This window comes from Polaribacter sp. SA4-10 (assembly GCF_002163835.1).
Taxonomy (GTDB): Bacteria; Bacteroidota; Bacteroidia; order Flavobacteriales; family Flavobacteriaceae; genus Polaribacter.
In genome coordinates this window covers 2,647,123-2,661,301 of record NZ_CP019331.1, presented here as the reverse complement: position 1 = coordinate 2,661,301, position 14,179 = coordinate 2,647,123, and the positions used below count along the sequence as shown (strand labels likewise).

Annotated in this window: 13 protein-coding genes; 5 read left to right on the top strand and 8 right to left on the bottom strand. The window is 28.8% G+C overall.

The window, feature by feature from the left end:
* Positions 1 to 169: 169 nt before the first annotated feature.
* Both BTO04_RS11660 and dprA read right to left on the bottom strand, forming a co-directional pair.
* Complete coding sequence (locus tag BTO04_RS11660) at positions 170 to 1,237, bottom strand: hypothetical protein (RefSeq protein ID WP_087564663.1); 1,068 nt, start codon at positions 1,235 to 1,237, stop codon at positions 170 to 172.
* A gap of 62 nt (positions 1,238 to 1,299) precedes the next feature.
* On the bottom strand, positions 1,300 to 2,400 hold the full coding sequence (gene dprA / locus BTO04_RS11655) for a DNA-processing protein DprA (RefSeq protein WP_087564662.1): 1,101 nt from the start codon (positions 2,398 to 2,400) through the stop codon (positions 1,300 to 1,302).
* Between the two features lie 95 nt (positions 2,401 to 2,495).
* On the opposite strand from dprA, the gene BTO04_RS11650 reads away from it, so the two are divergent.
* From BTO04_RS11650 to BTO04_RS11635, 4 genes are all read left to right on the top strand, one after another.
* Positions 2,496 to 3,401 carry an SPOR domain-containing protein gene (locus BTO04_RS11650; protein ID WP_087564661.1) on the top strand — a complete coding sequence of 302 codons (906 nt, stop codon included), beginning with the start codon at positions 2,496 to 2,498 and terminating at the stop codon, positions 3,399 to 3,401.
* An 80-nt stretch (positions 3,402 to 3,481) separates the two neighbouring features.
* Positions 3,482 to 3,991 (top strand): acyl-CoA thioesterase, encoded by a 510-nt coding sequence (locus BTO04_RS11645; RefSeq protein ID WP_087564660.1) that lies wholly within the window; start codon positions 3,482 to 3,484, stop codon positions 3,989 to 3,991.
* An 11-nt stretch (positions 3,992 to 4,002) separates the two neighbouring features.
* Positions 4,003 to 4,503 carry a mechanosensitive ion channel domain-containing protein gene (locus BTO04_RS11640; protein WP_087564659.1) on the top strand — a complete coding sequence of 167 codons (501 nt, stop codon included), beginning with the start codon at positions 4,003 to 4,005 and terminating at the stop codon, positions 4,501 to 4,503.
* 58 nt (positions 4,504 to 4,561) lie between these two features.
* Complete coding sequence (locus BTO04_RS11635; protein ID WP_087564658.1) at positions 4,562 to 6,151, top strand: NAD(P)/FAD-dependent oxidoreductase; 1,590 nt, start codon at positions 4,562 to 4,564, stop codon at positions 6,149 to 6,151.
* Here the strand turns inward: BTO04_RS11635 and BTO04_RS11630 are convergent, their stop codons facing one another.
* The 4 genes from BTO04_RS11630 to BTO04_RS11615 form a co-directional block, all read right to left on the bottom strand.
* Positions 6,152 to 7,417, bottom strand: coding sequence for a murein hydrolase activator EnvC (locus BTO04_RS11630; RefSeq protein ID WP_232455899.1), 1,266 nt, complete (start codon positions 7,415 to 7,417; stop codon positions 6,152 to 6,154).
* On the bottom strand, positions 7,417 to 8,118 hold the full coding sequence (locus BTO04_RS11625; RefSeq protein ID WP_232455898.1) for a DUF4292 domain-containing protein: 702 nt from the start codon (positions 8,116 to 8,118) through the stop codon (positions 7,417 to 7,419). The genes BTO04_RS11630 and BTO04_RS11625 overlap by 1 nt, the downstream gene beginning before the upstream one ends.
* Positions 8,119 to 8,188: 70 nt before the next feature.
* On the bottom strand, positions 8,189 to 9,160 hold the full coding sequence (locus BTO04_RS11620; RefSeq protein WP_087564656.1) for a lipopolysaccharide assembly protein LapB: 972 nt from the start codon (positions 9,158 to 9,160) through the stop codon (positions 8,189 to 8,191).
* Positions 9,161 to 10,177, bottom strand: coding sequence for a sugar phosphate nucleotidyltransferase (locus tag BTO04_RS11615; protein ID WP_087564655.1), 1,017 nt, complete (start codon positions 10,175 to 10,177; stop codon positions 9,161 to 9,163).
* A 417-nt stretch (positions 10,178 to 10,594) separates the two neighbouring features.
* Between BTO04_RS11615 and BTO04_RS11610 the strand changes: the two genes are divergently transcribed.
* Positions 10,595 to 12,451 carry an ABC-F family ATP-binding cassette domain-containing protein gene (locus tag BTO04_RS11610; protein ID WP_087564654.1) on the top strand — a complete coding sequence of 619 codons (1,857 nt, stop codon included), beginning with the start codon at positions 10,595 to 10,597 and terminating at the stop codon, positions 12,449 to 12,451.
* Here the strand turns inward: BTO04_RS11610 and BTO04_RS11605 are convergent.
* Both BTO04_RS11605 and BTO04_RS11600 read right to left on the bottom strand, forming a co-directional pair.
* Positions 12,448 to 13,167, bottom strand: a complete 720-nt coding sequence (locus tag BTO04_RS11605; protein WP_087564653.1) for a 3'-5' exonuclease — start codon at positions 13,165 to 13,167, stop codon at positions 12,448 to 12,450. The two genes, BTO04_RS11610 and BTO04_RS11605, sit on opposite strands and share 4 nt — an antisense overlap.
* A gap of 101 nt (positions 13,168 to 13,268) precedes the next feature.
* A complete protein-coding gene (locus tag BTO04_RS11600; RefSeq protein WP_087564652.1) occupies positions 13,269 to 14,108 on the bottom strand; it encodes a T9SS type A sorting domain-containing protein in 840 nt (279 codons plus the stop codon).
* Between the last annotated feature and the right edge of the window lie 71 nt (positions 14,109 to 14,179).

The window sequence follows — 14,179 nt, the reverse complement described above, 5'->3', positions numbered from 1 at the left end:
CAAATATCTGTTGATATTTTTAACCTTTTAATTGCTTTTATAAATATGCGTCATTGCTAAGTTTACGAAGTAATCTGTTTTAATTAAAAGATTGCCACAGTTTACAAAAAAGTAAACTTAGCAATAACAACAGTCATAAAAAAACATAATGGAAAACAGAAAATAGCTCCTAAAATAATTCTTTATTACTAATATCTAAGTAGTTACGCTTTACAAATGCGAGAATTGTTTCAAGAATTTCCCCCATATTCTTACAGTCTTTAAACTTTACATCTCCAACATAATCTATTAAATGTTTTTTTAGTAATTCTACATTTTCTGGATAAGAAATAGTGTCTGCTTTCATACACTTAATTAAGCGAGCTGTTCTTCTTGGCGCAGTAATCATTCTTTTTGCCATAAAAGAACGTTCTTCTATTTTGTATTGTATAATAGAATCATTTTGCAGTTTTTTACCAACCATTTCTACCATTTTAAAGTTCTCTTTCATAAACTGTAAGTTGTACACTTTTAGGTTTCCTTCAAAAGATTGTTGATCGAAATCTATGGCTCTAATTTTGTAAATAATATGGTCAAAATCGTGTGTTGGCGTAATTACGTAGTTATAAGAGCGCATATCGCCCAACAAACGAATTAAACAACGTTCTTTAAATTTTACAAATTCTTTAGCTATTTGAGATTTTTCTAATTCTGTACAATGTGGCAAAATATCTCTTATAAAATCGTCTCCAGGAATTCCTGCAATATGCTCTTCAATTAAGGTATCTTTATGTACTAAAAAGTTCATATTATGTGGAGATAAAATATGCTCTAATTCCAACCCATAAATTCGCGAAGCGTCTGCTTTTTTTACATAAAAATAACTAAAGTTGTCATTTAAAATATTTCTAATTTTAATTCTGAATGGTTTCGAATTTCCAAACGTACAATAATCAATGGCATCTACATTTAAGAATGGAATGCTCACTTCATTACCATCTGAATGCAACATTGTGTAGACTTTTTTTAAGCTTCTGTCTATCTCTTCTCTATCTGAATCTGAATAGTACGTTCGAATCCAAAGTGTGTCTTCATCATTTTTATCATAGACAGTAACTGAACCTTGAAAACGCAGCAAATCTTCATAATAAATAGAAATTTTTATGTTTCTATTGTAATTTTTTAGATACGCATCTAACATTTCATTTACTGGAAATGCAGGTTTTTTCTTGGACATCAATTTTTTTTCTACTGCCATCTTTTGTATTGATTTGCCTCAAAAATAAGAATAAATAAAGGATTTTTTTGAAACCAAATAATTTAAATCAATTCAAATAATTTTCCTGGTAAAGGTTTTAAAACACCTTTTAATTCCATTTGAAGTAAAATTGAGGATAGTTGATAAATAGGAATCGTACATTCTATAGAAATTAAATCTAAAACTTGTTTCCCTTTTTGATGAAGAAAATTGTATATCTTTTGTTCATTTTCATTTAATTCAACAAATAATTGTCTTTGAATTTCTTTTGGTTTTTCTACAATATCCCAATTTAGCATTTTTATAATATCTGTAGAAGAATTTAATAAAAATGCCTTGTTATTTTTTATTAAACTATTACACCCTTTACTAAATAAATCTGTTGCTCTACCTGGCAAGGCAAAAACATCTTTATCATAAGAGTTTGCAATATCTGCAGTTACTAAAGAGCCACCTTTTTCTGCAGATTCTATAATAATTGTGGCTTTAGATATGCCAGCAACAATTCTATTTCGTTTTAAAAAATTTTCTCTTAATGGGGTTTCATCATGCCAAAATTCGGTTAAAAAGCCTCCATTTTCATTTACTTGATTTATATATTTTTTATGAACTTTTGGATAAATTTCCTCAAAACCATGTGCTAAAACTGCAATGGTTTGCAACTTATTTTTTATCGCTGCTTTATGAGCACAAATATCCACACCATAAGCAAAACCACTCACTATAATTGGATTGTATTCTGCCAAATCATCTATTAATTTATTGCAAAAATGGCTGCCATAAGAACTCATATTTCTTGTACCAACAACAGAAATTATTCTTGGGTTATTAAAATCTATGTTTCCGTCTTTAAAAAAAAGAATTGGCGAATCGATACAATGTTGTAAATTAATTGGATACTCCTCTTCTAAAAAATACGAATACCCAATCTTATTTTTATTAATATAGTCTAGTTCTTGTTCTGCAAGTTTAATATTTACTTTATCAAATAAATGATTCGTAACATGCTGCCCTATTCCATTTATTTTTTGAAGTTTACCTGGACTTTCTTTAAAAATTTGTTCAACACTACCTGTTGCAGCAATTAATTTTTTTGCAATAATACAACCTATCGCTTTTGATTTTTGCAAACGCAAAATAGCTATTAATTTTTCTTCTTTCAAGTGTAACAATTTGAATACCAAGATATAAAATTTTTGTTGATAAACTTTCAGGCACTTAGTTTCATTTAGTTCTCAAAATTCATATATTTGTTACTATGACTTTAGCTACTTACATTAACGATTTATTATATAGATATGACTGCGTAATTGTTCCAGATTTTGGCGGTTTTGTTACTAATAAAATTGGCGCAAAAATAAATCACTTTACGCACACATTTTATCCACCAACAAAACAAATTACATTTAACAGTCATCTTAAACACAATGATGGTTTATTAGCTAATTATATTGCTTCAGTAGAAAATATTTCTTTTGAAAAAGCTTCAACTGCAATTTCTTTGTCTGTAATAAAATGGCAAAATGAATTAGAATCTAAATCTGTTGAAATAGATAGTTTAGGTAGTTTAACTTTAAATGAAAACCGTAAAATAGTTTTTGAACCAAATAAAGAAGTTAATTATTTAACAGCATCTTTTGGTCTTTCTACTGTAGATTCTTCTACAATAAAGAGATATAAAGCACAAGCAAAATCTTTAATCCCTATAGTTAAAAAGGAGGAGAAAAAAGGAATTCCTGTATTTATTAAATATGCTGCAACTGCTGCTATTTTATTAACTTTAGGTTTTGCAGGTTACAATGGTTATCAACAAAACCAGCACAAGGAAACACTTGCAAATCAGCAAAAAGATTTAGAAAAAAAAATTCAATCTGCAACTTTTATAATTTCTAATCCTTTACCAACAATTGAGTTAAATGTTGTAAAAGAAACAGCTAAACCCTACCATATTATTGCAGGGGCTTTTCAGTTTCCAGAAAATGCTGAGAAGAAAATCAATCAGCTAAAAAGGAAAGGTTTTGATGCCAAAATTATTGGTGTTAATAAATGGGGATTAACTCAAGTTTCTTTCAACAGTTTTGCTGACAGAGATGAAGCAACTAATAACCTTTATAAGATTCAGGACACCCTTTCTAAAGACGCTTGGTTACTTATTAAAAAATAAGATTAACCTCCTCTTTTCTTTCTATATTTTAACCTTACTTTTAATATAGTGATTAGTATCTTTGCAGAAATTACTTTTTGATGGAAGCAAAAACACCCAAAGAATCTTTAACGATACTTACTGATTTAGTTCTACCTGGAGAAACCAATTATTTAGACAATCTTTTTGGTGGAGAATTACTTGCAAGAATGGACAGAGCATGCAGTATTGCTGCAAGAAGACATTCTAGAAGAATTGTTGTAACGGCATCTGTAAATCATGTTGCATTTACAAAAGCCGTTCCTGTAGGTAGTGTTGTAACTGTAGAAGCTAAAGTTTCTAGAGCATTTAAATCTTCAATGGAAATCTATGTTGATGTTTGGATAGAAGACAGACAATCTGGTCAAAAAACAAAAGTAAATGAAGGAATTTATACTTTTGTAGCTGTTGATGAAACAGGAAAACCTGTTGAAATAGCTAAACTAGAACCAGAGACTACTTTAGAAAAAGAACGTTTTGAAGGAGCATTAAGACGTAAACAATTAAGCCTAGTATTAGCAGGTAGATTAAACCCTAATGAAGCAACTGCTTTAAAAGCTTTATTTAAATAAATTATATTTTTATGGAAATTTTTAAATATAAAATAATATACTCAATTGCAATATTTGTAATTGCTTTTTTTATTCGACTATTAATTACTAATTCTTTAAAAAAAATTCAGACAAAATTTGGGTTTCAAAAAGCAAGGATTGCAGTAACAAATAAAATAATTACAATTCTAATTTATATTACATTAATTGTAGTTGTTTCTTTTATTTGGGGAGTTGATGAGAAACAATTACTGGTCTATATTTCTTCTTTTTTAACCATTTTAGGAATTGCTTTTTTTGCACAATGGTCTATACTTTCAAATATAACAGCTGGTATTATTTTATTTATAAATTACCCAGTAAAAATTGGAGACACCATAACAATTATGGAAAAAGACAATAATATTACTGGAGAAATTAGAGATATTGGTGCTTTTTTCATCACTTTAAGAACACCAGAAAAAGAATTAATAACATTACCTAATGCTATTATTCTTCAAAAAAATATAAAATATTTTCCGCAACCAAATTAAGAAATATTCATAAAATATAGGTTGTATATTAGCAAGTACGCTTTTTACAATTAATTTTATGATACAATCTTACAAGAAAAACCCAACTTTAGCAGAAAATTACGATTCCATTATTATTGGTTCTGGAATGGGAAGTCTTACAACTGCTGCAATTCTAGCAAAAGAAGGTCAGAAAATTTTAGTTTTAGAGCGCCATTATACTGCTGGAGGCTTCACTCATGTTTTTAAGCGTAAAGGTTTTGAATGGGATGTTGGTATTCATTATATAGGAGAAGTACAAAGAGAAAACTCTGTTATAAAAAAGCTCTTTGATTACATTACAGATGCCAAATTAAAATGGGCAGATATGGGTGATGTATATGACAAAATTATAATCGGTAATAAAGAATATGATTTTGTTAAAGGAGTCCAAAACTTTAAAGACAAAATCCTTTCTTATTTTCCTGATGAAAAAAATGCAATTGATGAGTACGTAAATTTAGTTTTTAAAGCCATAAAAACGAGTCAAAAATTTTACATGGACAAAGCATTATCTCCATTATTAAGTAAAATTATTGGAAGAAAAATGCGTGAACCCTTTTATAAGTTTTCTGATAAAACTACTTATGAAGTTTTAAGTTCAATCACAAAAAACAAAGAATTAATAAAAGTTCTTTCTGGCCAATATGGTGATTATGGTTTACCTCCAAAACAGAGTAGTTTTGTAATGCATGCAGCGGTAGCTAAACATTATTTTGCTGGGGGTAGTTTTCCTATTGGAGGATCATCAGAAATAGCAAAACACATAGATACTGTAATAGAAAAAGCTGGAGGAACTATTTTAATAAGTGCAGAAGTTGATGAAATCATTATAAAAAAAAATAAAGCTATTGGAGTAAAAATGAAAGACGGAAAAGTGTTTTATGCAAAAAATATTATTTCCGGAGCTGGAATTATGACTACCTATAACAAATTAATTCCAACTGAAACTGCAGAAACACATCAACTAAAACAACAACTACAATCTGTAAAAAGAGCTGTTTCACATGCCTGTTTGTATATCGGTCTTGATGGGTCTCCAGAAGAATTAAATTTACCGAAAACTAACTATTGGATTTATCCAGATAAAATAGAACACGATACAGCTATAGACAACTACTTAAAAGATGTTAACTCAGATTTTCCTGTTGTATATATTTCTTTCCCTTCTGCAAAAGATCCAGATTGGTCTAACAGATACCCAGGAAAAAGCACTATAGATATTATAACATTATTGCCTTATGATGGTTTCGAAAATTGGGATGGAACTCGATGGATGAAACGCGGTGAGGAGTATAACGAATTAAAAGAAAAAATAGCGAATCGTTTGTTAGAGGTTTTATACAAGCACATACCACAGGCAAAAGGAAAAATTGAACATTATGAACTTTCTACACCTCTAACTACAAAGCATTTTATCAACTATGATGAAGGAGAAATTTATGGCTTAGACCATACTCCTAAACGTTTTAGGCAACGTTTCTTGAAACCAAGAACACCAATTAAAAACTTTTACCTTACAGGCCAAGATATTGTAACAGCAGGAGTTGCTGCTGCTTTATTTTCTGGCGTTATTACTACTTCTGCTATAACAAGTAAGAATATTATAAAGAAAGTGATGAAGAGATAACTATCGTTTTAAAATCCAAGAAGAAGGATTTAAACGTGTAGTGTTTTTAAATAATACAAAAATTAGTTTTGTTTTTCCTGAAACTTTATCCGTGAAAATTTTTCCAATATTTTGACCTGTGACAATTTCATCTCCCGTTTTTACATACGAATTTTGTAAATTATTATACGCAGTAATATAGTTACCATGTTGCACTAAAACATTCTTTCTTCCTTCTGAGGTTAATTGAATCGCCAAAACTTTTCCATTAAAAACACATTCTGCTATAGCTCCTGCACTAGTATTTATATGCAAACCTGTACTATTTACTGTTATTCCACCAATTGTTGGATGTGGTTGAACCCCAAATCTTCTAGTAACCAAACCTTCTTTTACAGGCCAAGGCAACTTCGTTTTATTTTGTTCAAATTTTAACGCTAAAGCTTTTGCTTCTGGACTTAAAATAAACTCGTTTTTCTTAACAAGCTTAGGTTTATAGCTAGACTTTGTCTTTAATTTAGCTTCTGCCTTTGCTTTTTCCAGTGCTATTCTATTTGCTCTAGCAATAGCTTCACGTATAATTTTATCAATCTTACTAGCAACCTTCTTCTCTTCAGAAATTTTATTTTGCAAGTCTTTTTTATACTTACTTTCTTTCTTTTTTATCTTAGAAATTAATGATTCCTTGCTTTTTTTATCAGTTTCAATTTTTAATTTTTCATCTTGTTCAGATAAAATTAATGTATCTTTTACTTGTTTTTGAAACAACAAAGAATCATTCATTTTTGTAACTAAATCTGTTTGTACAAGTATTTCTTCTCCTTGCTTTTTTCTAAAAGAAGTGTACTGCTTCATGTACTCTAATCTTTTATATGCTTGATGAAAATTTTGTGAAGACAACAAAAACATAGTTCTACTTTGTTGCGATTTACTTTTGTATGACTTAAAAATCATATCTGCATAATCTGCTTTTAAAGCTTCTAAATTTTTATTAAGATTTTCTAACTTCTTCTCATTTACTCTTATCTCTTTTGATAAAATTTTAGCTTCTAAATTAATTGTATTAATCAATTTACTTCTAACATTTATTTTTTGATTAAGATCTTTTAAATCTTCTAAAGCATTTTTTTCTTTCTTCTTTTGATCAAAAAGCAATCTATTTACTTGTACAATTTCTTTCTTTAATTTTTTTCGTTGAATTTCTAGCTGCTTTCTTGTTTGTCCTAAAACAGAAAAAGAGCTTATTAAAATAAGAAAAATTGATATATAAAATCTTGCTTTTATCACTATAAATTTATACGTTTATAACCTTTTGGTATAGAAAATGACATGTTTAAATCTGTATCAAATTCAACAGATTTTAGAATAAAATCTATATTAGTAAACTTACTTGCTTGTTTTGCTTTTATCTTTATTTCTGAAGGAAACAACTCATCATTAATCAATGTATACGATGGATAAAAAACATCTAATCGTTGGTTTTTAGCATTGTTTACAACAGATTGTTTATCTAATTTATAATGCGAAGGATTTACAGCAAAGAAAATATCAAATAAATCTGCTTGAACTTCTGGAGACAAAACATAAGAATTATCTATTATTGTTACCTCCTGTTTTTCTTCTTTTAGATTCATCATAGACTGCCCTAATAATAAGTTTTGAAGCTGTAGAAAGTTAATATCTGTACCTAACAGCTTTTCTAACATAGAAAAATCTCCTTCAAAATAATTCTTAGCATAAGGTGAATAAAAACGTACAGAATTTGGAGTTATTTTTGCTTTAAAAATAGTTATAAACTTAGTTCCTTTAAGCCAAATTACCTCATCCTTTTTAATTTTCATACTTACAGAAATACTCTGCTTAATCTTGCCGTTATTAAAATTTGCTTTTAATTTTGCGTCTACAGTTTTTTTATTAAAATTTGCAGAAACATGTTTTCTTATTACTTTTTTTGCCCCCATTTCTTTGGCAATAACATTTGTGCTCATCATATTTTTTTTTGTTTTACAGGAAACAAAAATTAAAGAAAAAACAAGTAAATATTTTATAAACTTCATGTTAGCTTTTTATCTTTTTAGACTTTTCTAAGTATTTTTTTTCTTCTATCAAATTACCTAAACCATTATAAGAAGTTGCCATTTCTTTGTAAAAATCAGATTCCATTCTATCTTCTATAACAAAATCAATACCATTCTGTAAAATAGTTAACGCTTTTTTATATAATTTCTGATTATTAAATGCTCTTGCTTTCATTAAATACATATAAGGTTGCGCTGGAAAAAGTGCAATTCCTTCATCACTATATTTTAGTAAAACGGAAGTACTATCAATAGATTTTTGCAGAATTTTTTTTAATATTTTATATGATTTATCAGAATTAAATTGTTTTATAAGTGAAGTAATATCACTCCTTTCATCAGAGGGTTTAACAACTTCTTTACGTTTTTCTAATTGTCTTTTTAAACGTTTTAACTCAGCAGACAAACCATTATCCTTCTCTATAAGGTGCATTAAAGAAATCGCTTTTTCATGTTCTTTATTGTAAAAAAACAAACCTACCAATAATTCTCTTTCTTTTGGGTTAATAGTAACAACTTTTTGCTGAACTTTTATTGCTTCAGAAAAATTTTTATCTTTAGTATAAATTTTCACTAAGTGTTTTAGCATCCAAAGATTACTAGTATCTTTTTCTAAAGCTCTATCTATATATTCTTTAGCTAATAATGTATTATTAAGTAATAAGTAATTTTTAGAAAACTCAAAATAAACAGAAATTTCATTTGATAAAATCTGATTACAACTTTCTAAATTTTCTATTGCTTTTTGATAATTTCCAATAGATTTTTGAGACAACGCTTTAAAAAAAAACTGCTGAAAATTTAACTCTTTATCTTCAGTTAGATCTTTTGCAGCAGGAATACTATCTTGTGAAAAAGTGTTTAAAGAAAAAAGAAGAAAGAAAAGAACCAACTTAAAATAATCAAATTGCGCCTTTTTTCTTTCTTCTTGTAACTTTATTCTAAATATCATTTAAGTTAACTCTGTATAATCACCTATACTGACAGAAGTATAATCTCCATTATATGTAGCATGATTACCAATCATTGCATTGTCTAAATTTGCATTAGAAATTGTTACATTAGATTGAATTAAAGAATTTACAATTGTTGAATTTTCTACTATACTATTTTCTCCAATAGAAACAAAAGGTCCAATTTTAGTGTTTTTCAACACTACATTTTTCCCAACAAAACAGGGTTGAATAATTTCTGAATTTTCTAAAATAACATCTTCAGAAACTAAATTATTACCTGCTTCTTTCTCAAAACCTAATACCTGTTTATTTGTATCAACAGTTGGGTCTTTTTTACCACAATCCATCCAAGCATCTACAGTTCCAGGAATAAATTTAGCTCCCTGTTGTTTTAAAGATTCTAAAACATTGGTAAGTTGATATTCTCCATGTTCCTTTAAATCATTATCAATTAAATACTTAATTTCTTCACGTACTTTATCTCCATCTTTAAAGTAATAAATACCAATAATAGCTAAATCTGAAACAAAATCTTTAGGTTTTTCTACAAAGTCTGTAATATACCCATCTTTCAGTTTCACAACGCCAAAAGCACTAGGATCGGCTACTTTTTTTACCCAAATTGCGCCATCTGCATTTGCATCTAATGTAAAATCCGCTTTAAATAAAGTATCTGCAAAAGCAACAACACAAGGTCCGCTTAAAGATTCTTTTGCGCAATAAATAGCATGGGCAGTTCCTAAAGCTTCTTCTTGAACATATACTGACCCTTTAGCGCCTAATTCTTTTGCTATTTGTAATAATTTTTCTGTTGTATTTGAAGGAAACCCTTTTGCAGCTGGCCCAATAATAAAAGCAATTTCATCTATTTTTTGATTTACAACAGAAGTAATATCTTCTACTAAACGTTGTACAATTGGTTTCCCTGCAATAACTGTTAGTGGCTTAGGAATTGTTAACGTATGAGGTCTTAAACGAGACCCAATTCCTGCCATTGGTACTATAATTTTCATATTTTTCTTTTATCAATATTATTGGATGCAATATACTATTAATAAAAAGATTCTGAAAGAGTGCTCTTATCTAAAAGAAACTCAAAAGTTTATAAATTAAAGCTCACAGTTTTTAGTGATTTACACCTACTTTTATTTACAATTTCGTTAAGTAGTTTAATTTTATATTCTCCTAATAAACCCACCTGATAAATTGAATTACTCTCAAAAAACCAAGCTAACGTTTGGTTTTTTTATTCCTCTTAACTGTTTACCCCAGTTATCTCATAGTTATCAGTGATAGATAGCTGCTTCTATTCACAATATCATGAAGTCATTTAATTTGATCCCCATAAGAAACCTCCTATTAAATTAAATGATTATCAAAAAACCAAGTTAACGCTTGGGTTTTTTGTTTCTTTGCAAAAAATATAACTTGTGAATTATTTATCAGTAGAAAATATTTCTAAATCTTATGGAGAACATGTCTTATTTGAAGATATATCCTTTGGAATTAATAAAGATCAGAAAGTTGCTTTTGTAGCTAAAAACGGAAGTGGGAAAACATCAATCCTAAACATTATTGCAGGTTTAGACACGCCTGATAATGGACAAGTTGTGTGTAGAAAAGGGATTTCTGTTGCCTATTTAGCTCAAAACGCAGAATTAGATCCTAAATTAACTATTGAGGAAACTATTTTTGCTACTGATAACAAGATTCTTTCTATTGTAAATCAATATGAAAATGCACTAAAAAATCCTGAAAACGCAGATGCTTACCAAGATGCTTTTGAGTTAATGGAACAATACAATGCTTGGGATTTTGAAACTCAATACAGACAAATTTTATCTAAACTTAAATTAGAAGATTTAACACTAAAAGTTGGCGCACTTTCTGGTGGACAAAAAAAACGTCTTTCTTTAGCAATAGTACTTATAAATAAACCAGATTTATTAATTTTAGATGAACCTACAAATCATTTAGATTTAGAAATGATCGAATGGTTAGAAGCATTTTTTGCGAAAGAAAAAATCACCCTTTTTATGGTAACGCATGATCGTTACTTCTTAGAACGTGTTTGTAATGAAATTTTAGAATTAGACCAAGGAAAAATATATAAATACAAAGGAAATTATTCTTACTATTTACAAAACAAAGAAGAACGTTTAGCATTAGAATCTACCAATTTAGGCAAAGCGAAGAGTTTATTTAAAAAAGAGTTAGAATGGATGCGAAAGCAACCAAAAGCAAGAACTACAAAATCGAAGTCTAGAACAGATGATTTTTATCAAATTAAAGAAAAAGCACATCAACGTAGAAAAGATCATGAAGTTCAATTAGAAATTAACATGGAACGTTTAGGAAGTAAAATTCTAGAACTTCATAAAGTGTATAAATCTTTTGGTGATAAAAAAATATTAGATGGGTTTGATTACATTTTTAAACGTGGTGAACGTCTTGGTATTATTGGTAAAAACGGAACAGGTAAATCCTCTTTTTTAAATATTATTACAGAAACAGCGCCACCAGATTCTGGTAAAGTTGTTTTAGGTGAAACAGTAAAATACGGGTATTATACGCAAGCTGGAATTGTAATTAAAGAAGGACAAAAAGTAATTGAAGTTGTTAAAGAATTTGGAGAATTCATTCCGCTTTCTAAAGGTAGAAAAATTTCTGCTTCACAATTGTTAGAACGCTTTTTGTTTGATAAGAAAAAACAATATGATTTTGTAGAAAAACTATCTGGAGGAGAACAAAAACGTTTGTATTTATGTGCTGTTTTAATACAAAATCCGAATTTCTTAATCTTAGATGAGCCAACAAATGATTTAGATGTTGTTACGCTTAATGTATTAGAAAACTTCTTATTAGATTACCCAGGAAACTTATTAGTTGTTTCTCATGACAGGTATTTTATGGATAAAATTGTTGATGCATTATTTGTTTTTAGAGGAGAAGGAGTTGTTGAGAATTTTCCAGGTAACTACTCAGATTTTAGAGCCTATGAAGGTTCTGCTCCAAAGGAATTAGCTACAAAAAAAACGATAGAAAAGGTGGAGAAGAAAGAAGTGAAAAACGCCTTAACTTTTAATGAAAAAAGAGAATTTGGTTCTTTAGAATCAGAAATTGTAAGGCTTCAAAAAAGAAAACTTACAATTGAAACTCAGTTTTTAAATGTAGAAATTGAGCCAGAAAACATTGCAGAAAAATCTAAAGAATTAGAAAAAACCATATCAGAATTAGAACAAAAAGAGGAACGTTGGTTAGAGCTTTCTATGAAACTAGACGACTAATTTACACTTATAATATCTTTATCTTTTAATAATTCTTGATTGTTAAAACGTAATAAAATTTGTGCTACAGCTATTGTGTCTTTTTCACAATAGCTTACAATTCTTTGTATGTTTCTCTCCTTGTAATAAACATCTGCAACCTCACTGCCAACAATATCATCTTTTGGCGAAGGAACCCCTAAAATAGACGTTAATAGCTTAAGAGATGTGTAATGTTTGTAATCTCCAAACTTCCACATTTCTAAAGTATCTAAATGAGGTACTTCCCAAGGTTTTTTGCCAAATAAATTTAGCTGTATAGGCAGCTCTATTTGATGAACAATCATTCTTCTTGCAATAAAAGGGAAATCGAATTCTTTACCATTATGCGCACATAAAACATTACTCTTCTTAACAAAGTGGGTGTCTAATAAAACCTTAAATTCGGTTAACAATTTATGCTCATCATCACCAAAAAAAGAGGTTAGTCTTAATTGCTTTTTATTTTCAATATCCACAAAATAACCCACAGAAATACAAATTATTTTTCCAAATTCTGCCCAAATTCCAGCACGTTCATAAAACGCTGCAGCAGTAAATTCTTCTTTACGTTGGTATTGAGTTTTCTTTTCATAGAGTTCTTGCGTTTCTTTAGGTAATTGATTCCAGTTTTCTTTTTCAGGAACTGTTTCAATATCCAAAAAAAGGATATCATTTAATTTAACAGATAAATTCATAGTAATACGTTTTTCTTTTTCACATTAAATATACAAAAAAAAGCTCCGAATAAATTCGGAGCTTTTAAGGTAAAAAATAATCTTATAGTAATAAAGGTATTTTATCTAATCACTAATTTCTTAGTAGCAGTTTTACCTTCTTCAGTTACTTTTAAAATATAGATTCCTGAATTAATTGCAGAAACATCAACATTTGATTTTACACCAGAAAAATTTGATGAAAGTACTTTTTTACCTAATACATTAAAAATAGCAAACTCTTTTTTACTACTACTGCTGCTAGTAATTGTAAATGTATTGTTTGTAATTGGATTTGGGTATGTCGCAAAGCCTTCGATATTATTCTTCTTTACAGAAGCTGTTGAATTAGTGTATGTGCCTGTAGGAAAAGGAGTTGTTGCTGTTGCATTTGTTGTTTCTCCATCAAAAACATTTATTCCACTAAATATCCAATCTGCACTGTTAAAAGTTACTGATGGTGATTGGTTATTATTTCTATATGCCCAACCATCTAAATGATCCCAATCTTCTCCTGATCCATCAGTATTAATATCACCAAAAAGATCTATTACAGCACCATTCATAAATAATTCTACAGCATCATCTCCATTAATTCCCATAGAACCATCTGTATAATCTGGATCAAAGCCAAAAAAGGCATTAAAGTTTGGTACTTCTGTAGAAATATAAATAAAAGCTCCAGCTGTAACGGCATCTGCTGGAAAAGTAAATTCTTCGCCATCAGTTCCTCCTCCATTATTTGCGCTACCAATTCCGTAAATGCTTAAATCTGCAATATCATTTATAACAAAAAGCTCTACCCCTTTTGGAGTACCACCAGTCAAACCAGCATCATAAAGACCTGTAATCATTAAATCTTGTCCAAAAGACAAAGCTGTTATTAATGTAATTAATAAAGTAAAAATGTAATTTTTTTTCATGTGTAATATTTTAAAGTTTGTTTTGTAAATATAGGAAATAATTCGATGACCTCTTGACTTACAACAGATTA